The 17,828-nt window shown below is 72.3% G+C and carries 17 protein-coding genes; 4 read left to right on the top strand and 13 right to left on the bottom strand.

All coding sequences use genetic code 11. The features are described 5' to 3' along the window. Positions 1 to 114: 114 nt before the first annotated feature. Entirely contained in the window at positions 115 to 1,320 is a 1,206-nt protein-coding gene (gene rocD, locus ACZ6JY_RS28395) for an ornithine--oxo-acid transaminase (RefSeq protein WP_469200249.1), read from the top strand. A 9-nt stretch (positions 1,321 to 1,329) separates the two neighbouring features. Here rocD and ACZ6JY_RS28400 read toward each other — a convergent pair whose 3' ends face one another. The 3 genes from ACZ6JY_RS28400 to pdxR form a co-directional block, all read right to left on the bottom strand. Then, on the bottom strand, positions 1,330 to 2,517 hold the full coding sequence (locus ACZ6JY_RS28400) for a glutathionylspermidine synthase family protein (protein WP_469200251.1): 1,188 nt from the start codon (positions 2,515 to 2,517) through the stop codon (positions 1,330 to 1,332). A gap of 23 nt (positions 2,518 to 2,540) precedes the next feature. Next, positions 2,541 to 2,921 (bottom strand): hypothetical protein, encoded by a 381-nt coding sequence (locus ACZ6JY_RS28405; RefSeq protein WP_469200253.1) that lies wholly within the window; start codon positions 2,919 to 2,921, stop codon positions 2,541 to 2,543. 170 nt (positions 2,922 to 3,091) lie between these two features. Beyond that, a complete protein-coding gene (gene pdxR / locus ACZ6JY_RS28410; RefSeq protein WP_469200255.1) occupies positions 3,092 to 4,543 on the bottom strand; it encodes a MocR-like pyridoxine biosynthesis transcription factor PdxR in 1,452 nt (483 codons plus the stop codon). A 47-nt stretch (positions 4,544 to 4,590) separates the two neighbouring features. Here pdxR and ACZ6JY_RS28415 point away from each other — a divergent pair, with 47 nt between their 5' ends. The 3 genes from ACZ6JY_RS28415 to ACZ6JY_RS28425 are packed head-to-tail and all read left to right on the top strand — an operon-like array spanning position 4,591 to position 6,298. Further along, positions 4,591 to 5,112 (top strand): carboxymuconolactone decarboxylase family protein, encoded by a 522-nt coding sequence (locus ACZ6JY_RS28415; protein WP_469200258.1) that lies wholly within the window; start codon positions 4,591 to 4,593, stop codon positions 5,110 to 5,112. Next, positions 5,109 to 5,585 (top strand): carboxymuconolactone decarboxylase family protein, encoded by a 477-nt coding sequence (locus tag ACZ6JY_RS28420; RefSeq protein WP_469200260.1) that lies wholly within the window; start codon positions 5,109 to 5,111, stop codon positions 5,583 to 5,585. Before ACZ6JY_RS28415 ends, ACZ6JY_RS28420 begins: the two co-directional genes overlap by 4 nt. Further along, positions 5,579 to 6,298 (top strand): isocitrate lyase/PEP mutase family protein, encoded by a 720-nt coding sequence (locus tag ACZ6JY_RS28425; RefSeq protein WP_469200262.1) that lies wholly within the window; start codon positions 5,579 to 5,581, stop codon positions 6,296 to 6,298. The genes ACZ6JY_RS28420 and ACZ6JY_RS28425 overlap by 7 nt, the downstream gene beginning before the upstream one ends. Positions 6,299 to 6,367: 69 nt before the next feature. Here the strand turns inward: ACZ6JY_RS28425 and ACZ6JY_RS28430 are convergent, their stop codons facing one another. The 10 genes from ACZ6JY_RS28430 to ACZ6JY_RS28475 all read right to left on the bottom strand — a co-directional run bounded on the left by ACZ6JY_RS28430 (position 6,368) and on the right by ACZ6JY_RS28475 (position 17,649). Continuing rightward, entirely contained in the window at positions 6,368 to 7,333 is a 966-nt protein-coding gene (locus ACZ6JY_RS28430; RefSeq protein WP_469200264.1) for an ABC transporter substrate-binding protein, read from the bottom strand. Between the two features lies 1 nt (position 7,334). Continuing rightward, the gene (locus ACZ6JY_RS28435) at positions 7,335 to 9,302 is read right to left on the bottom strand and encodes an ABC transporter permease (protein WP_469200266.1); all 1,968 of its coding nucleotides are present in this window, start codon (positions 9,300 to 9,302) and stop codon (positions 7,335 to 7,337) included. Next, positions 9,302 to 10,432, bottom strand: a complete 1,131-nt coding sequence (locus ACZ6JY_RS28440; protein ID WP_469200268.1) for a quaternary amine ABC transporter ATP-binding protein — start codon at positions 10,430 to 10,432, stop codon at positions 9,302 to 9,304. The genes ACZ6JY_RS28435 and ACZ6JY_RS28440 overlap by 1 nt, the downstream gene beginning before the upstream one ends. Beyond that, positions 10,429 to 11,994 (bottom strand): GMC family oxidoreductase, encoded by a 1,566-nt coding sequence (locus tag ACZ6JY_RS28445; protein ID WP_469200270.1) that lies wholly within the window; start codon positions 11,992 to 11,994, stop codon positions 10,429 to 10,431. The genes ACZ6JY_RS28440 and ACZ6JY_RS28445 overlap by 4 nt, the downstream gene beginning before the upstream one ends. A gap of 65 nt (positions 11,995 to 12,059) precedes the next feature. Beyond that, positions 12,060 to 13,562: an aldehyde dehydrogenase family protein gene (locus ACZ6JY_RS28450; RefSeq protein WP_469200272.1), complete on the bottom strand. Its 1,503-nt coding sequence runs from the start codon at positions 13,560 to 13,562 to the stop codon at positions 12,060 to 12,062. Between the two features lie 112 nt (positions 13,563 to 13,674). Continuing rightward, complete coding sequence (locus ACZ6JY_RS28455; protein WP_469200274.1) at positions 13,675 to 14,232, bottom strand: hypothetical protein; 558 nt, start codon at positions 14,230 to 14,232, stop codon at positions 13,675 to 13,677. Continuing rightward, positions 14,232 to 14,477, bottom strand: coding sequence for a helix-turn-helix transcriptional regulator (locus ACZ6JY_RS28460; RefSeq protein WP_469200276.1), 246 nt, complete (start codon positions 14,475 to 14,477; stop codon positions 14,232 to 14,234). Before ACZ6JY_RS28460 ends, ACZ6JY_RS28455 begins: the two co-directional genes overlap by 1 nt. A 71-nt stretch (positions 14,478 to 14,548) precedes the next feature. Then, the gene (locus tag ACZ6JY_RS28465) at positions 14,549 to 15,310 is read right to left on the bottom strand and encodes a hypothetical protein (RefSeq protein WP_469200278.1); all 762 of its coding nucleotides are present in this window, start codon (positions 15,308 to 15,310) and stop codon (positions 14,549 to 14,551) included. Between the two features lie 93 nt (positions 15,311 to 15,403). Next, complete coding sequence (locus ACZ6JY_RS28470) at positions 15,404 to 15,775, bottom strand: hypothetical protein (RefSeq protein ID WP_469200280.1); 372 nt, start codon at positions 15,773 to 15,775, stop codon at positions 15,404 to 15,406. After that, positions 15,772 to 17,649 (bottom strand): hypothetical protein, encoded by a 1,878-nt coding sequence (locus tag ACZ6JY_RS28475; protein ID WP_469200282.1) that lies wholly within the window; start codon positions 17,647 to 17,649, stop codon positions 15,772 to 15,774. Before ACZ6JY_RS28475 ends, ACZ6JY_RS28470 begins: the two co-directional genes overlap by 4 nt. Positions 17,650 to 17,828: the final 179 nt, after the last annotated feature.

The following is a 17,828-nucleotide window of genomic DNA, read 5'->3' on the forward strand; positions in this document are numbered from 1 at the left end:
GCCATCTTCACGCCACACCGCAGGACGATCGGAGAACCCGTGTCGAGCATGTCATCACCGTTCGCGTCATCCTCGTCGGAGCAGCCGGCGAGGCCTTCGCCGTCGTCGTCGCCCGTGGGCTCGGCCACGGCGGAGTACATCGCGTCGGCCGAGGCGCACAGCGCGCACAACTACCATCCGCTGCCGATCGTGGTCGCCTCCGCCGAGGGCGCGTGGATGACCGATGTGGAGGGGCGCCGCTACCTCGACATGCTCGCCGGGTACTCGGCGCTCAACTTCGGGCACGGCAACCGCCGGCTGATCGACGCGGCCAAGGCCCAGCTGGAGCGGGTGACGCTGACGTCGCGGGCCTTCCACCACGACCGCTTCGCCGAGTTCTGCACGCGCCTTGCCGAGCTGTGCGGCAAGGACATGGTGCTGCCGATGAACACCGGCGCGGAGGCCGTCGAGACGGCCGTGAAGACCGCGCGGAAGTGGGGCTACCGGGTCAAGGGGGTGCCGGACGGCCAGGCGAAGATCGTCGTGGCCGCCGAGAACTTCCACGGCAGGACGACGACCATCGTCAGCTTCTCCACGGACGAGGACGCGCGGGCCGACTACGGTCCGTACACGCCGGGGTTCGAGATCGTGCCGTACGGCGATCTGGCGGCGCTGCGGGCCGCGGTCACCGACGACACGGTGGCGGTGCTGCTCGAACCGATCCAGGGCGAGGCCGGGGTGCTCGTGCCGCCGGCCGGCTATCTGGCGGGGGTCAGGGAGCTGACCCGGGAGCGGCACGTCCTCTTCATCGCGGACGAGATCCAGTCGGGGCTCGGCAGGACGGGCCGTACGTTCGCGTGTGAGCACGAGGGCGTCGTGCCGGACGTGTACCTGCTGGGCAAGGCGCTCGGCGGCGGGGTCGTGCCCGTGTCGGCGGTGGTCGCCGACGCCGATGTGCTCGGGGTCTTCAAGCCGGGCGAGCACGGGTCGACGTTCGGCGGCAACCCCCTCGCGTGCGCCGTGGGCCTCGAAGTGGTCGCGATGCTCTCCACGGGCGAGTTCCAGGCCCGCGCCACGGAGCTGGGCGACCACCTGCACGCCGAGCTCCAGCTCCTTGCCGGTTCCGGCGCGGTGACCCAGGTGCGCGGGCGCGGCCTGTGGGCGGGCGTCGACATCGCTCCCGCGCACGGCACGGGCCGCGATGTCTCGGAGCGGCTGATGGACCGCGGGGTGCTGGTCAAGGACACGCACGGCGCGACGATCCGCATCGCTCCCCCGCTGACGATCAGCAAGGAGGACCTGGACTGGGGGCTGGACCAGCTCCGGGCCGTGCTGGCCTAGCCGTACCGCCTAGCCCGGCAGGATCACGTGCGGGACGAACCGCGCGTACTCGTCCGTGATCAGCCCCGCCGACTCCCTGATGCCGAGCCCGGCCGCCTCGTCCTCGACGACCCACGCGCCGAGGACGACGCGGTTGCCGTCGAAGTCGGGCAGCGGCGCAAGCTCCTGGTAGCAGCAGGGCTCGTCGCGGACGGCCGCGGGGGCGCCGGGCTCGTGCACCGTGACGCCCGCTCCCTCGCGGCCGAGGAGGGGCTTGGCGACGTAGCCGCGTCCTGCCAGCTCCCGCGGGCCGTCCAGGTAGGCGGGGAGCAGGTTCGGGTGGCCGGGGTACAGCTCCCAGAGGACGGCGAGCAGCGCCTTGTTGGAGAGCAGCATCTTCCAGGCGGGCTCGATCCAGAGCGTCGATCCGGTGCCGCCGCCGTTGTCGAGGGTCTCCAGGACGTGCGGGGCGAAGCGGTCCGTGGTCAGCCACTCCCACGGGTACAGCTTGAAGCAGCCGCGCATGAAGCGGAGCTTCTTGTCGACGAATCGGCGCGAGAGGCGGTCCCAGCCGATGTCCTCCATGGAGATGGACTCGGTGGCGAGGCCCGCCTGTTCGGCCGTCTCGCGCAGGTACGCGACCGTCATCAGGTCCTCGCCGAGCTCGTCGGCGGCGGAGTGGGCGAAGTACAGCGGGCCGCCGGGCGGCAGGAGCGCGGCCTGCTTCCGCCAGGCGTCGACGAGGCGTTCGTGCAGGGAGTTCCACTGGTCGGCGCCGGGGAAGCGCTCCTCCATCCAGAACCACTGCGGGCTCGCGGCCTCGACCAGCGAGGTGGGCGTGTCGGCGTTGTACTCCAGCATCTTGGCCGGGCCCGTGCCGTCGTGGCGCAGGTCGAAGCGGCCGTAGAGCGAGGGGAGTTCGGCGCGGCGGTGCCAGGCCTCGGTGACGGCGGCGGCCACCCCCGGGTCCGTGATGCCGAGGTCGGCGAGGCGGTCGTGGTCGACGATGTGCGCGGCGGCGGCCAGGCACATCGCGTGGAGCTCCTCGACGACCTCCTCCAGCGCCTCCACCTCGGGGAGCGAGAAGACGTAGTACGCGCTCTCGTCCCAGTAGGGGCGCAGGGTGCCGTCGGGGTAGCGGGTGAGCGGGTAGATGAGCCCCTGGTCCTCGACGGTCTGCTGCCAGCCGGGGCGGGGATCGATGGTGCGGCGTTCCATGGCCTACGCTTCCGTGCCTTCCGTCAGCCGCCGCCGCTGCCGCTGCCCGAGCAGCCGAAGCCGTCGCGGTCCACGGCCTCGCTGCGGCTGAACGTGCCGTTGTCGGCGTGGCGTCCCTCGACGTCCGCGTCGTAGTACCAGGCCGGGTCGGTGCGGCCCGAGGTCTTGCCCGTGCCGTAGGAGCCGGAGCCCCCCGTGCGGCCCTTGCCCGGCGAACGCCCCGACGAGGTCGTGCAGTTCTTGTCGGCGACGACCTTGTAGCCGAGGAACGTGTCGTAGCTGTCCCGGTCCACGCACCGCCGGTCCGGGTCCGAGCCGCAGGAGGTCAGGGTCGCCGCGAGGACGCCCATGCCGCCGAGCACGACCGTGCTGGACCGCAGCCGCCGTGGTTGTTTCTCCGCCATCTGTACCGCTCCCCCGTTGTCAACGTCTCCGCCCCGCGCGTGGCCGGACGGTGGCCTGAATTCGTACGCGGCCGACGATCAGCGTAGGGAAGGCGGCGCGCTCCCCGCCGGCCGCCCACCCCCGGTGTCCGCCGTGTGCACGTTGAGCCGCCTTTGGCTCGCTTCGGCCGTCACGGGAGGACCCGGCACAGGGCATCCAGCGCACCGTTCCACGCGTGCTCCGCGGGGGTCCCGTAGCCCAGGACCAGCGCGTCGCCCTGCCGGGCCGTCGCGAGGGGATGGCGGAAGCGGGAGAGGCCCTGGACCGCGAGGCGCTCCCAGTTGGCCGCCTCGACCACGGAGTTCTCCGTGCCCGCGGGGAGTTCGAGGACCGCGTGGAGGCCCGCCGCGATGCCCGTGGCGCGGGTCTCGGGGGCCCGCTCGGCGAGGGCGGCCACGAGCTGGTCCCTGCGGCGCCGGTAGCGGAGCCTGGCGGCGCGCACATGGCGGTCGTACGCGCCCGAGGTGATGAACTCCGCCAGCGTGAGCTGGTCGAGCACCCCGCAGGACCAGCCCGCCGCGTCCTTCTCGCCGAGCACCTCGTCGCGGACCCCGGACGGCAGCACCATCCACCCGATGCGCAGCCCCGGCGCGAGGGACTTGCTGGCCGTGCCGAGGTAGACGACACGTTCGGGGTCGAGGCCCTGGAGCGCGCCGACCGGCTGGCGGTCGTAGCGGAACTCCCCGTCGTAGTCGTCCTCCAGGATCAGCCCGTCCTCGCGCCGGGCCCAGTCGACGGCCGCCGCCCGCCGGTCGGGGTGCAGCGGCACCCCCATCGGGAACTGGTGCGCGGGGGTGAGCAGCACCGCCCTGGACGCCCCCGTCCCGCCGCCGAGGCCGGAGACCTCCGTGCCGAGCCCGTCGAAGCCGAGCGGCACCGTCCGCAGCCCGGCCTTGCGCAGCAGTCGCCAGTGGATGTCCAGGCCGTACGACTCGACGGTCACCTGCCGCTGCCCCCGGCTCCGCAGCACCCGGCCGAGGATCGACAGGGCGTGCGCGAACCCGGCGGTCACCACGACACGGTCGGGGTCCGCGTGCACGCCGCGGGCCCGCGCGAGGTACCCGGCGAGGGCCTCGCGCAGCTCCACCCGGCCCCGCGGATCGCCGTACCCGAGGGCGTCGCTCGGCGCCTTCGCCAGCGCGCGCCGGGCCGCCTTGAGCCACTGCGCGCGAGGGAAGGCGGAGAGGTCGGGCCTGCCGGGGGTGAGGTCGTACGTCGGCGCCCCGCCCTTCCTGCGGGGCGCGGCGGCCCGCCCCGGCGGCACATCGGCCCTCCCCCGGGCTCTCGGCTCCGCCCCCGCAGGGGAGACCCCCGTCGCCACCCGAGTCCCCGAGCCCTGCCGGGCCGTGAGCCAGCCCTCGGCGACCAGGTCCGCGTACGCGTCGGCGACGGTGTTCCGGGCGATGCCGAGGTCAAGGGCGAGGGAGCGGGAGGACGGCAGCCGCGTGCCCGGCGCGAGCCTGCCGCCGCGCACCGCCTCCCGCAGCGCGTCCGTGAGGCCCTTGCGGACCCCGTGGCGGGACGCGCCGCCACCGGTGTCCAGGTGCAGGTCCACGCCCAGATTGGCCCAAGATTCTCCCATGGAAATGGACCATACCGTTGGGCTGCCTCGCTCCTAGGCTCGACCGCATGACGAGCACGAACGAGAACAGCACCGAAACCGGCACCGCCGGGGAGTACCTCCCCGAGCGCTCCCCCCGCCTCGCCTGGACCACCCACGCCCCCGAGGTCTACAAGGCCATGATCAGGCTCGACGCGGCGGCCCGTCAGGGCCTCGACCCGGTGGTCTACGAGCTGGTCAAGATCCGCGCCTCGCAGATCAACCACTGCGCGCTCTGCCTCGACATGCACAGCAAGGACGCGCTCGCGGCGGGCGAGAGCGTCGAGCGGATCATCCAGCTCAGCGCGTGGGAGGAGTCGCAGCACTTCTACACGGCCAAGGAGATCGCCGCGCTCGAACTGACCGAGGCGATCACGGTCCTCACCGACGGTTTCGTGCCGGACGAGGTCTACGACAAGGCCGCGAAGCACTTCGAGGAGGCCGAGCTGACGCAGCTCATCGCCGCGATCACGGTCATCAACGCCTGGAACCGCTTCGGCGTGACGGCGCGCCTGGCGCCGGGCCACTACCGGCCGGGCGACCACAAGTGACCGCACGGACCACGCACTTGGACCAGGGCGTCGCGGGCGCGATGAGCGCGCTGAGCGCCGCCGCCAAGCGGGGGCTCGACGACCCCGTGCTCGCCGAGCTGGTGATGGTGCGGGCCTCGCAGATCAACGCGTGCGCGTTCTGCCTCGACATGCACGTCGGCAGCGCCCTGGAGAACGGCGAGACCCCCAAGCGGATCGCGCTCCTCGACGCCTGGTCGGAGGCCGGGGACCTCTTCACCGGGCGGGAGCGCGCGGCCCTCGCGCTCACCGAGGCGGTCACGGTCCTCACGGGGGGCACTTCACAGGCTTCCGGCTCCGGGGGAGGATTCGTCCCGGACGAGACGTACGAGAGGGCCGCCGAGCACTTCGGCGACGCGGAACTCGCCCACCTGATCGCCCTGATCACCGTCATCAACAGCTGGAACCGGCTGATGGTCAGCCGCCGCATCGAACCCGGAGGCCCGGCATGGTGAGTCCCGTCGAGACGCTGCGCGCCCTGCACCACGGGCGGGCGCCCGGTGACCCGCTGGTCCTGCCGGGTCCGTGGGACGCGGCGAGCGCCCGTACGTTCGAGGCGGCGGGCAGCCCCGCGCTCGCGACGCCCAGCGCGGGGATCGCGCTCTCCCTCGGGTACGAGGACGGACAGGTGCCGCCGGACGAGATGTTCGCGGCGGTCGCGCGGATCACGCGGTCCGTCTCCGTGCCCGTGAGCGCGGACATCGAGGACGGGTACGGCCTCGCGCCCGAGGAACTGGTCGAGCGGCTCCTGGCGGCCGGGGCGGTCGGCTGCAACCTGGAGGACTCCCGCGGCGACGCCCTCAAGGACCCCGACGAGCAGGCCGACTTCCTCGCGGCGGTACGGAAGGCCGCGGGCGACCGGATCTTCGTGAACGCCCGGGTGGACACGTTCCTGCGGGGCGTCCCCGAGCCCGGCCCCGCGATCGAAAGGGCCCGGCTCTACGTGGCCGCGGGCGCGGACTGCGTCTACCCGATCCTGGCGCCCACCGAGGCGATCCCCGCGCTGCGGGCGGGCATCGAGGGGCCGCTCAACGTGGTCGCCCGGCCGGGCAGCGGTCCGACGCCACGGGAACTGGGCGATCTTGGCGCCACGAGGATCACGTTCGGCCCGGGATTGCTGCACGCCACGATGGACGCGCTGACGACGATCGTGGCGAAGCTGCCCTGAACGGACGGGTGGGTGGGAGATGTCCGCCGCGAAGCGGCGGATCAGGAAAACGCCCACCCACCCGCAGGGTCACTTGGGCAGCCAGGCCCGCCACTTGGACTCGTTCTTCTTGATCCAGGACTTCGCCGCTGCGTCCGGTGACATCTTCTTGTCCGCGATCATCAGGGAGACCTCGTTCTGGTCCTCCTCCGACCACTGGAAGTTCTTCAGGAACTCCGCGGCCTTGCCGCCCTTCTTCGCGAAGTCCGCGTTGAAGTACTTCTGCAGCGGCGTGTGCGGGTAGGCGCACTTGATCTTGGCGGGGTCGGCGTCGCAGCCCTCCTTGTACTCGGGCAGCTTCACCTCCGTCATCGGCACCTTCTCGAACAGCCACTGCGGCTTGTACCAGTAGGTGAGGAACGGCTTCTTCTGCTTGGCGAACTGCTCGATCTGGGTGATCTGAGCGGCCTCGGAGCCGGCGAAGACGACCTCGTAGTCCAGGTCCAGGTTCTGCACCAGGGCCTTGTCGTTCGTCACGTACGACGGGGAGCCGTCCATGAGCTGGCCCTTGCTGCCGCTCTCGGACGTCTTGAACTGGTCCGCGTACTTGTTGAGGTTCTTCCAGTCGGTGACGTCCGGGTGCTTCTTCGCGAAGTACGTGGGGACGTACCAGCCGATGTGCCCGGTCACGCCGACGTCGCCGCCGGGGACGATCGTCTTCTTCTCCTTGACGTACCGCTGTTCCTGCTCCGGGTGGCCCCAGTCCTCCAGGATCGCGTCGACGCGGCCCTGGCTGAGGGCGTCCCAGGCGGGGACCTCGTCGATCTGGACCTTGTCGACGCGGTAGCCCAGCTCGTTCTTGAGCAGGTACTCCGCGACGGCGACGTCCGCCTGCGCGCCGACCCAGGACTGGACCGAGAGGGTCACGGTCTTGGCGCCCGCGGCGTTCGCGTACGGGGACGCCTGCTTGGTCATGTCGGCCGCGCCGCAGCCGGAGAGCGCCAGAAGCGCCCCGCCGGCCGTGACGGCACTCATGACACGCGTACGAGTGCGCATGTCACGCTCCCTTCTTGACGCGGCGTTCGGTGGGCTGCGTGACGCGGTCGAGCATCAGGCCGAGGCAGACGATGGCCACACCGGCCACCAGGCCCGTCGCGAGGTCGCCCTGCGCGATGCCGAACACCACGTCGTAGCCGAGCGCGCCACCGCCGACCAGGCCGCCGATGACGACCACGGCGAGGACCAGGACGACGCCCTGGTTGAGGGCGAGCAGCATCGCGGGCCGGGCCAGCGGGAGCTGGACCTTCCGCAGTTGCTGCCAGCTCGTGGCGCCGAGCGAGCGCGAGGACTCCATCGCGGCGGCGTCGACCTCGCGCAGGCCCTGCGTGGTGATGCGGACGACGGCGGGCAGCGCGTAGACGACGGCCGCCGCGACCGCGGGGGCGCGGCCGATGCCGAAGAGGGCGACGACCGGGATCAGGTACACGAACTGCGGCAGGGTCTGGAAGACGTCGAGGACCGGGCGCAGCAGGCGTTCGAACCGCTGGCTGCGGGAGGCCGCGATGCCGGTCGCGAAGCCGAGGACGAGCGTCACCGCGACGCCCGCGAGGACCTGGGCGAGCGTGTCGAGGGACTTGTCCCAGACGCCGAACACGCCGATGGCGGCCATGGCGGCGACCGCGGTGAGCGCGGTCTGCCAGGTGCCGATCAGCCAGGCGAGCGCGGCGACGATCAGCAGCGCGGACCACCAGGGCAGGCCCTGGAGACCGTCGCGGACGGGGTTGAGGACCCACGTGGTGAAGTGGGACGCCCAGTCGGCGGTGCCGCCGACGACGGGCACGCCGGTGTAGAGGTGGTCGACCATCCACTCCTTGGCGGTGTTCACCGACGGGGCGATGTTGACGACCCAGCCGGTGGGCCACTCCAGGCGGTCCGCGAAGCGGGCGGCGAGCGCCGCCGCGACCGTCACGACGGCGGCGAAGGCCCAGCCGCGCCCGCCGCGCAGGGCGGAGGTGTCCTCGCGGTGGGCGCCCGCCTTCTCGCCCGCGGCGGCGGTGACGCGGTCGAGGACGACGGCGAGCAGCACGATGGGGATGCCGCCGGCGAGTGCCTGGCCGACGTCGACGGTGGAGAGCGCCTGGTAGACGCGGTCGCCGAGGCCGCCGGCGCCGATCACGGAGGCGATGACGGCCATGGAGAGCGCCATCATGATCGTCTGGTTGACGCCGAGCAGGAGCTGCTTGGCGGCCAGGGGCAGGCGCGCGGAGAACAGCCGCTGCCGCCCGGTCGCGCCGAGCGACGTCACCGCTTCGAGGACACCGCCGTCGGCGCCGCGCAGGCCGAGCGCGGTGAGCCGGGCCATGGGCGGGGCCGCGTACACGACCGTCGCGATGACGGCGGCGGGGACGCCCATGCCGAAGATGAGGGCGAACGGCAGCAGATACGCGTACGCGGGCAGCACCTGCATGGTGTCGAGGACGGGCCGCAGGATACGGAAGACGCGGTCGTTGAGGCCGCCCGCGAGGCCGAGCAGCGCGCCGATCACGATCGAGGCGAGGACCGCCACGATCATCAGGGCGAGCGTCTGCATGGTCGGCACCCACATGCCGAGGAGGCCGCAGACGGCGAACGCGGCGGAGGCGGTGACGGCGAGCCGCACGCCCGCCACGCGCCAGGCGATGAGCCCGGCGGCGGCGGTCACGCCGGCCCAGCCCGCGGCGAGCAGCACGAGGTAGACGCCGCGCACGGAGAGCACGATGGCGTTGCTGACGTGCCCGAAGAAGTAGGTGAACAGCGGGTGGCTGTCGCGGTTGTCGATGATCCAGTCGCTGGCCTTGCCCAGCGGCTCGGTCAGGTCGACGGTGAGCGCGTCCGGCCAGGCGCCAGAGGCCCACTTGGCGCTGACGATCGGCACGAGGACCGCCGCGGCGACGGCGAGCAGCAGGAGCTTGCCGAGGGCGCGGTGGCGCAGGAGCGCGCCGACGCCCGTATCTCGTACGGGGCTCGATGCGGTGGCGGTGGCCATCAGGCGACCGCCTCGCCCTTGCCGGAGGCCTTCGCGGGGGCCGTCGCGGGCGCCTGCGCGGGCGCCTCGGTGCCCGCGACCACGGCGAGCAGCCCCGCGTGGTCGACCACGCCGAGGCAGCGCTTGCCGTCCATCACGCGCACCGGGAAGCCGGTGCGTGCCACGGCCTCGATGGCCTCGGAGACCTTGGCGCCGGGCGCGAGGGCCGTGCCGCGGCTCTCCTCGTCGGTGCCGGCGGGGCGCATGGCGGTGCGCACGCTCATCACGTCGGCGCGCGCCACGTCGCGGACGAAGTCACGGACGTAGTCGTCGGCCGGGGAGCCGACGATCTCCTCGGGCGTGCCGAGCTGGACGACGCGGCCGTCGCGCATCAGGGCGATGCGGTCGCCGAGCTTGAGGGCCTCGCTGAGGTCGTGGGTGATGAAGACCATGGTGCGGCCCTCTTCGCGGTGCAGGCGGACGACCTCCTCCTGCATGTCGCGGCGGATCAGCGGGTCGAGCGCGCTGAACGGCTCGTCGAAGAGCAGGACCTCGGGGTCGACGGCGAGGGCGCGGGCCAGGCCCACGCGCTGCTGCTGCCCGCCGGAGAGCTGGCCCGGCTTGCGCTGTTCGAGGCCGTCGAGGCCGACCTTCGCGATGACCTCAAGGGCCTTCGCGCGCCGCTCGGCCTTGCCGACGCCCTGGATCTCCAGGCCGTACGCGACGTTGTCGATGACCGAGCGGTGCGGCAGGAGGCCGAAGTGCTGGAAGACCATGGCGGCGCGGCGGCGGCGCAGTTCGCGCAGGCGCGCCTTGTCCATGGCGAGGACGTCCTCGCCGTCGACGGCGAGCCGTCCCGACGTGGGCTCGATGAGCCGGGTCAGGCAGCGCACGAGTGTCGACTTGCCCGAGCCGGAGAGGCCCATGACGACGAAGACCTCGCCCTTGTTGACCTCGAAGGACACATCACGCACGGCCGCGGTGCAGCCGGTGCGTTCGCGCAGTTCGGCGGGGGTGAGGTCGTGGAGAGCGGTGTCGTCCGGTATGCGCTCCGCCTTCGGGCCGAAGACCTTCCAGAGGTTCTCGACGGCGAAGACGGGCCCTTCGGGGGCCACCGTCTCGTCCTTGGTCGTCACGAGGGCCTCGCTCATCGGCCGTCACCACCCAGCATCTCGGCACATTTCTCCCCGACCATGAGCACTCCGATCATCGGATTCACGGCGGGCATCGTCGGGAAGACGGATGCGTCCGCGATACGGATTCCTTGCATGCCCCGGATCTTCAGTTCCGGGTCCACCACGGCGAGTTCATCAGTGGAAGCGCCCATTCGGCAGGTTCCGGCCGGGTGGTAGACCGTGTGCGCGGCCTTGCGCACCAGTTCGCTGATCTCGGCGTCGTCGGTGACGTCGGGGCCGGGGAAGACCTCGCGCTTGAGCCACTTCTTGAACGGCTCGGCCTGCGCGACCTCGCGGGCCAGCTTGATGCCGTCCACGAGGGTCCGCCCGTCGTAGTCGTCCTCGTCCTCGAAGTACCTGAAGTCGAGGGCGGGCTTGACCTCGGGGTCCGCCGACGTGAGGTAGAGCCGGCCGCGGGCGCGGGACTTGGGGATGTTCGGGGTCATCGACACGCCGTGCTCGGGGCGTTCGTACCCCAGGCGCTCCGGGTTGTCCGTGAAGGGGATCTGGTAGAAGTGGAACATCAGGTCCGGGCCCTTGTGGTCCGGGTCCCGCTTCACGAACAGGCCCGCGTCGGAGTCCATCGCGGAGTTGCCGGGGATCGGCCCGTTCGTCTCCCAGACGATGACCGACTCAGGGTGGTCGATGAGGTTCTCGCCGACGCCCGGCAGGTCGTGGACGACCGGGATGCCGAGCGCTTCGAGGTCCTTCTTCGGGCCGATGCCCGAGTGCATGAGCAGCCGGGGCGTGTCGACCGCGCCCGCGCAGACGAGCACCTCGCGGCGGGCGGTGAGCAGCTTCTCCGCGCCGTCCTTGGTGCGGATGTGGACGCCGCGGGCGGTCTTGCCGTCCAGCTCCAGCTTGGTGGCCCAGGTCTCCAGGAACAGGTGGAGGTTCGGCCGGTCACCGGCCTCCATGTGCGGGTGGAGGTAGGCGACCGAGGCGGAGGAGCGCTTGTTGTTCTCCGGGTGGTAGGAGAGGTCGAAGAAGCCGACGCCCTCGTCGAAGGGCTTGTCGTTGAAGCCGACGACCTCCGGGACGCCGAGGGCGGTCTTCGTCGCCTCGACCCAGTCGGTGGCGATCTGGTTCTGGTCCTTCTTGGCGACGCGCACGATGTTGTTGCGCAGCTTGCCGAAGTAGGGGTCCATCGCCTTGGCGTTCCAGCCGGTGGCCCCGGCCTCCTCCCACTCGTCCCAGTCGGACGGCAGCGGCTTGAAGGAGATCAGGGTGTTGTGCGACGAGCACCCGCCGAGCACCTTGGCACGGCTGTGCAGGATGTGGGAGTTGCCGCGCGGCTGCTCCGTGGTCGTGTAGCCGTAGTCGAGGTCACCGCCGAGCAAACCGAGCCAGCGGCGGAGCGTGAGGACGTCCTCACGGTCGATGTCGCTGGGCCCGCCCTCGATGACGGCGACGGTGACGTCGGGGTTCTCGGTGAGCCGGGAGGCGATCACCGATCCCGCGGTGCCGCCGCCGACGATGACGTAGTCGTACTCGGTCACGGCGCCGGACTCGGTCACTGCCTGGGGGGTTTCAGCCATGGGGGTAGCTACTCCTCTTCCTGCGAGGTCGTGCAAGGTGCTTGCGCGTAAGGACGGGGCGGGCCTCAGCCCGCGAACCAGCGGACCGGCCGCGGCGCCAGGTTCTGGTAGATGTGCTTGGACTCGCGGTACTCGGCGAGTCCGGCGGGGCCCAGCTCGCGCCCGACACCGCTCTTGCCGAAGCCGCCCCACTCCGCCTGCGGCAGGTAGGGGTGGAAGTCGTTGATCCAGATGGTGCCGTGGCGCATCCGTCGGGCCATGCGGCTCGCGCGGCCCTGGTCGCTGGACCACACGGCGCCCGCGAGACCGTACTCGGTGTCGTTGGCGAGGGCCACGGCCTCGTCCTCGGTGCGGAAGGTCTCGACGCTCAGGACGGGCCCGAAGACCTCTTCGCGTACGACCTTCATCTCGCGGTGGCACTGGTCGAGCACGGTCGGCTCGTAGAAGTAGCCCTCGGCGGGCCGCACTTCGCTCGGCTCGGGGCGCTTGCCGCCGGAGCGGAGCACCGCCCCCTCCTGAAGGGCGGAGGCCACGTACATCTCGGTCTTCTCGCGCTGCTGCGCCGAGACGAGGGGGCCGCACTCGACGCCGTCCTCGGTGCCGCGGCCGAGCTTGATCTTCGTGGCCCTGCGGGCGAGCTCGGCCACGAAGCGCTCGCGGACGGACTCCTCGATGATCAGGCGGCCGCCGGCGGAGCAGACCTGCCCGCTGTGGATGAAGGCGGCGTTCAGCGCCTGGTCGACGGCGGTGTCGAAGTCGTCGTCGGTGGCGCAGGCGTCGGCGAAGACGACGTTGGGGTTCTTGCCGCCGAGTTCGAGGGCGACCTTCTTCACGCCGACGGCGGCGGCCTGGGCGACCTTGGTGCCGGAGATGAGGCCGCCGGTGAAGGAGACCATGTCGACGTCGGGGTGGTCGGCGAGGCGGGCGCCGACGGTGTGGCCGGGGCCGGTCACGATGTTGGCGACGCCGGCGGGAAGACCGGCCTCGACGAGCAGCTCGATGAGCGCGACGGTCGTCAGCGGCGTGATCTCGCTCGGCTTGATGACGAACGTGTTGCCCGCCGCGAGCGCGGGCGCGATCTTCCAGCTCGCCTGGAGGAGCGGGTAGTTCCAGGGCGTGATCATCGAACAGACGCCGATGGGCTCGTGCACGACGACGCTGTGGATGTCGTCGGAGCCCGCGTCCACGACGCGTCCGGCACCCTCGCCGATCACCAGGTCGGCGAAGTACCGGAAGGCGTCCGCGACGCAGTCGACGTCGACGCGGCCCTCTTCGAGGGTCTTGCCCGCGTCCCGGCTCTCCAGGAGGCCTATCTCCTCGCGGTCGCGTACGAGGAGGTCGGCGACCCGGCGCAGCAGCGCGGCACGCTCGGCGACGGGCGTGGCCGGCCACGGGCCCTCGTCGAAGGCCCTGCGCGCGGCGGCGATGGCCGCGTCGGCGTCCTCGGTGCCGCCCTCGGCGATCAACGCGAACGGCTTGGCATCCGCCGGGTCGAGGATCTCGCGGGTGGCACCGGAGGCGGCGCTCAGCCACTCTCCGCCCACATGGATGGTCTGTTGTGCGGACACGTCCCGTATGCCTTCCGTTCCTGTCAAATGCCCCGCCTGTCACTCACGGCAGCCGGGTGCACCTTCCCCTGGGGCAAGAAAGCATGCCTGGCCTGGCCGAAAGTGCGCTGTATCACTGAGTGGGGCGACAGGTGTCCACGGCGTCGGCGCTGTCGTCGTCGATGTCGGGCTCGTCATCGGCGGAGAGACCGGCCACCCACAGCGGCATGATCCAGTGGACGACGAAGACGGCGAACAGGACGGGGAAGAGGTACCCCTCGGTGTCCGCGCCGCGCAGCTCGGCCGCACCCGCGCCGACGGTCACGGCGAGCAGCAGCCACAGCATCACGCCCCGGGAGCGGGCCGCCACCCGCAGCCTCTCCGTCCGCTGGCGCTCGTCCAGCGCGCGGGCCCGCAGTTCGAGCAGGCCACGGGTGGAGCTGTTGATCACGCCGGTCGCGAAGCACCAGGGCAGCAGCAGGCCGAGCATCGTGAACATCGCCCAGCGCTGGTCGCCGACGACGGCGAAGAGCCACGCGGCGACGGCGACGCAGGTCAACGCGGCGTGGGCCACGACCACGACACGCCTGCGGGCGGCGGTGGCGTGGAGGGGGGCCGCCTCTCGGCGGTTCATCAACCGGTACATCCGCCGGTCGTAGCCGGTCATGGGGCGCTCGTCGGTGGCCGTCATCAGTGGTTCCTCCCGTAGACCTCATCTGTGAGCGGCCGGAACGGTTCGAGGGAGAACAGCGCCTCGACCGGCAGCTCGAAGAACTTGGCGACCTTCAGTGCGAGGTCGAGGCTCGGGTTGTACTGCCCCCGCTCGATGTAGCCGATGGTCTGGTAGTGGACCCCCACCGCCTCGGCCAGGCGCTGACGCGACACCTTCCGCTCGGCGCGCACCATCGCCAACCTGTTGTGCACTTGCTCGCTCATGTATAAGAAGTACTACATTCGAGAGCAGGAGGGCAACAGTGCCGCCAGGTCCGGGGACATAGCCGCAGCGGCTACGTCCCGGGCGTCGGGCACTCCTGGAACGGCGGGCAGAACCAGGTCAGGGCAGTCGTGAGGAGCTCCTCCTCGTCGGCCCTGCCGTCGGCGTCCGAGCCGTAGGCGGCCACCGCGTACAGGCGGCCGTCGAACGCCTGGAACCGGTAGTCGATGACGTGCCAGAGGCCGTTCTCCGGCTCCCCGGGAATCCGGTCGGTGACGTGTTCGAGGCGGGCGGCGGGCAGACCGTCACGTTCGAGGCGCTCCAGGGAGATCTGCTCGTACCCCTCGGCCTTCCGCACGGACGAGACCTTCAGGTACTCCCGCAGCGAGCCGTACGGAGTCGTCTCCCCCACTCGATACACCTGGAGCCGCCGGGTCCTGTCGGGGCTGCGGTAGTTGACCACGTCGTAGCCCTCGTCGGGGGAGACCTGCTCGCGCTCCCAGCCGCGCGGGAGGGCGAGCCGGTAGCCCTGGAAGTCGGTCACCTCCTCGTACGAGGCGGGCAGGGCGCCCGTCGGAGAGGGGGACGCGGAGGAGCCGCCGCCCGTGTCACCGTTCCGCGAGGTCCCCCAGTCGCCCCGGTAGGCCACGGGCTCCGGCTCGTCCTTCCAGCCGAGCGCCCAGACGCCGAAGGAGAGGGAGCAGACCGCGAGGACGGCCAGGGCGCCGTGCAGCGCCGTGCGGTGGCGGGCGGCGTCCCGCTCGTGCAGCCCGGCGATCCGCCGCTCCTCCTCGGGGTCCTGCCACTCCTGGCGGACGGGGTCGAAGGAGCGCACCTCACCGCGGGCGCGTGCCGGACCGGGGGATCGCGTCGGATCGGAGGAACGCGTCGGATCGGAGGAACGCGTCGGATCGGAGGATCGCACCGCTCACCCCGGGATCTGGGCGATCGCCTGGAGGACGGCCGTCACCGAGGCGGCCGTCGCGGTGGCGGCGCCGTACCGCTCAAGGAGGGTGCGCAGCTTCGCGAGGGGACCGCTGCGGCCCGTGCGGCCGATCTCCCGTTCCACGGCGGCGAGTTCGGCGCCGAGCTCCTCGTCCTCGGGCGTGCGCGCCTCGGCCCGCTCCAGCTCGCCGCGGAGGGCGCGGACCGAGCCGAGCAGGCGCTCGTACCCCTGTCCGGTCACGATCGTCTGGTTGGTGGACTCGGCCCTGCCGTGGTCGCCGAAGGCCTGGGAGCCCCCGCTGATGGACCCGATCTGCACATGCGCCCCGCCGCCGGTGCCCGTCTCCCCGCTCATGCCGTGCTCCTCTCGTTGTGCGCGGCCCGGCCCTGGGCGCCGGTGGCGAGGGCGCCGCCGGACATCTCCCCGATGTAGACCCCGCTGTTGTTGATCTGCGTGATGTGCTGCTCCAGGCGGTCCGTGCGGTATCCGCCGAGCCGCAGCGCCTCGCGGACGCCCTCGCCGATGCGGTCCTGGAGGGTCTTCGTGTAGCGCGCCACGTCCATCTCCTGGAAGAGGGAGAGGCTGTCGGTGGCGGCCAGTTCGCGCAGCGAGACGAGCGGGGCGTCGGCCGGCACGCCGTCGGGCAGCGCGGGCCAGCGCGCCGAGCAGCGCCGCCGCAGCACGCGCAGGGCGTCGGCGGCCCGGGGCCGCAGCCACTTGGGGGCGGCCCCGTCGTCGGCGGCCAGCCAGAACCGGAGCGAGGCGCCGATGGACGGCAGCGTGCGCAGCGCGGCCACGCCGATCGCGAAGCCGGACGCGGGGGCGTCGACGCAGGCACGCAGGGCGTCGCGCAGCGGGCCCCCCGGTTCGCCCGCCACGATCCGGTCGACCGCGCGGAACTCCGGGATGATCGGCCCGAGCACGTGCGGCACCACTTCGAGGACCAGCATGCCGCCCTGCGTGTGCACCCTGACCAGCAGCGAGACGACGACCTGTTCGTCCCAGGCGCCGACCCGGATGCGCAGGAAGTGCCGCCTGGCCTCGCCGCCCTCGCCCGCCGCGTCGGCGATGTGCCGCCGGGCCTGGACGGGGTCGTAGACCGCCGCGGGCTTCTCGCCGGGCCCCGCGAGCAGCGGCTCGTCACGGCCGGGGCCCGCGGGGAGGCAGACGAACTCCTCGATCTCCAGGTCGCGCAGCCGGTCCCTGCCGGTGGCCGCGGCGGACGTGCGCAGGTCCTCCAGGCGGGGCCGGATCATCTCGATGACGTCACGCGCGGCGAGCGGAACCCGCGGGTGCGCGCCCTGCCGGGGCACGCCGCCGCCCGGCTGCTCCGGCTCCTCGCTCTCGCGGCGGCACAGCTCAAGGACGACGGACCACGGCTTGCGGGGCGAGCCGGAGCCGATGAAGGGGCGGTTGGCGTCGTACAGGGTGAGCGGGGCCTCCTGCTCGCGGCGTACGCACGCGGCGATCCGCTTGTACCTGCGCGGCAGACGCGACTGGGCGGCCCCGTCGAAGTTCCGCCGGGCGAGCTCAACGCGCAGCGTCCGCCTGGCACGGAACTGGTGGCGCCACACCACGGCCCCCATGAGCAGCGGGAAGATCACGGGGTAGGGGCTGCCGCCGATCCCGGCCAGCGCCTCGACCCCGTACGCGGCCGCCGTCGACCAGGCGAACAGGTTCAGCAGCAGGGCGACGCGGCGCCGCAGCCAGGCGAGGACGGGCGAGAGCCGCGGCTCGCGGGGCGGCCCGCCGTCCGTGGGGCGCCCGGAGACGACCCTGGCCAGCCAGAGCAGCAGCACGACCACGGCGTACGAGAGGGCCCAGCCGCCCGGCAGCAGGGCGCCGAACCCGTCCCAGGGCCCGGAGCGCTCGCCGTAGTCGCCGAATTCGACGGCGAGCAGCGCGATGTCCCCGCCGGAGAGCCCGGTCTCGCCGCCCGCCCTGTCCTCCAGGGTGTCCCAGATCATCAGCGAGTCGCTGGCGAGGAACCCGGCCCAGGCGGCGAGCAGCAGCAGGGCGGTGCGCACATCGGCGCGGCGGGCGCGCAGCGCGTGGGCGAGCACCGGGAGGACGTCGGCGCCGAGGGCCGGGGCGACGGGGCGCTCGGCGTGTCCGACGAGTTCCTCGACCACGCGCCTGCCGAACGGCGGGTTCAGCCATACGCCGGCGCAGAGCAGCCGGGTGGCCTCGGTGTTCGCGTACTGCCGCCGCGGCGGGTCGTCGTGCATGCGGGCAAGTTATGGCAGCTCGCGGGGCCCTGTGGGGCGAAGGGCGCCGCGGTCCCCCGAACCGGTGAAACAGTGGAGGCGCGAACGAAACGGCCCCCGGCGGGCCGCGGTGAGCGGCTGCCGGGGGCGGTTCACCGCACGGGCGCGGACGCCCGGCGGTGTCGTTCAGGTGCGGTGTC

It is taken from the genome of Streptomyces sp. NPDC046335 (assembly GCF_055587985.1).

Bases quoted from the DNA above. Each gene is read 5' to 3' on its own strand.
- ACZ6JY_RS28425 (WP_469200262.1), top strand. From the start codon at position 5,579: ATGGTGAGTCCCGTCGAGACGCTGCGCGCCCTGCACCACGGGCGGGCG.
- pdxR (WP_469200255.1), bottom strand. From the start codon at position 4,543: ATGGGAGAATCTTGGGCCAATCTGGGCGTGGACCTGCACCTGGACACC.
- ACZ6JY_RS28445 (WP_469200270.1), bottom strand. From the start codon at position 11,994: ATGGCTGAAACCCCCCAGGCAGTGACCGAGTCCGGCGCCGTGACCGAG.
- ACZ6JY_RS28435 (WP_469200266.1), bottom strand. From the start codon at position 9,302: ATGGCCACCGCCACCGCATCGAGCCCCGTACGAGATACGGGCGTCGGC.
- ACZ6JY_RS28470 (WP_469200280.1), bottom strand. From the start codon at position 15,775: ATGAGCGGGGAGACGGGCACCGGCGGCGGGGCGCATGTGCAGATCGGG.
- ACZ6JY_RS28455 (WP_469200274.1), bottom strand. From the start codon at position 14,232: ATGACGGCCACCGACGAGCGCCCCATGACCGGCTACGACCGGCGGATG.
- ACZ6JY_RS28405 (WP_469200253.1), bottom strand. From the start codon at position 2,921: ATGGCGGAGAAACAACCACGGCGGCTGCGGTCCAGCACGGTCGTGCTC.
- ACZ6JY_RS28475 (WP_469200282.1), bottom strand. From the start codon at position 17,649: ATGCACGACGACCCGCCGCGGCGGCAGTACGCGAACACCGAGGCCACC.
- ACZ6JY_RS28400 (WP_469200251.1), bottom strand. From the start codon at position 2,517: ATGGAACGCCGCACCATCGATCCCCGCCCCGGCTGGCAGCAGACCGTC.
- ACZ6JY_RS28460 (WP_469200276.1), bottom strand. From the start codon at position 14,477: ATGAGCGAGCAAGTGCACAACAGGTTGGCGATGGTGCGCGCCGAGCGG.
- ACZ6JY_RS28415 (WP_469200258.1), top strand. From the start codon at position 4,591: ATGACGAGCACGAACGAGAACAGCACCGAAACCGGCACCGCCGGGGAG.
- ACZ6JY_RS28440 (WP_469200268.1), bottom strand. From the start codon at position 10,432: ATGAGCGAGGCCCTCGTGACGACCAAGGACGAGACGGTGGCCCCCGAA.
- ACZ6JY_RS28430 (WP_469200264.1), bottom strand. From the start codon at position 7,333: ATGCGCACTCGTACGCGTGTCATGAGTGCCGTCACGGCCGGCGGGGCG.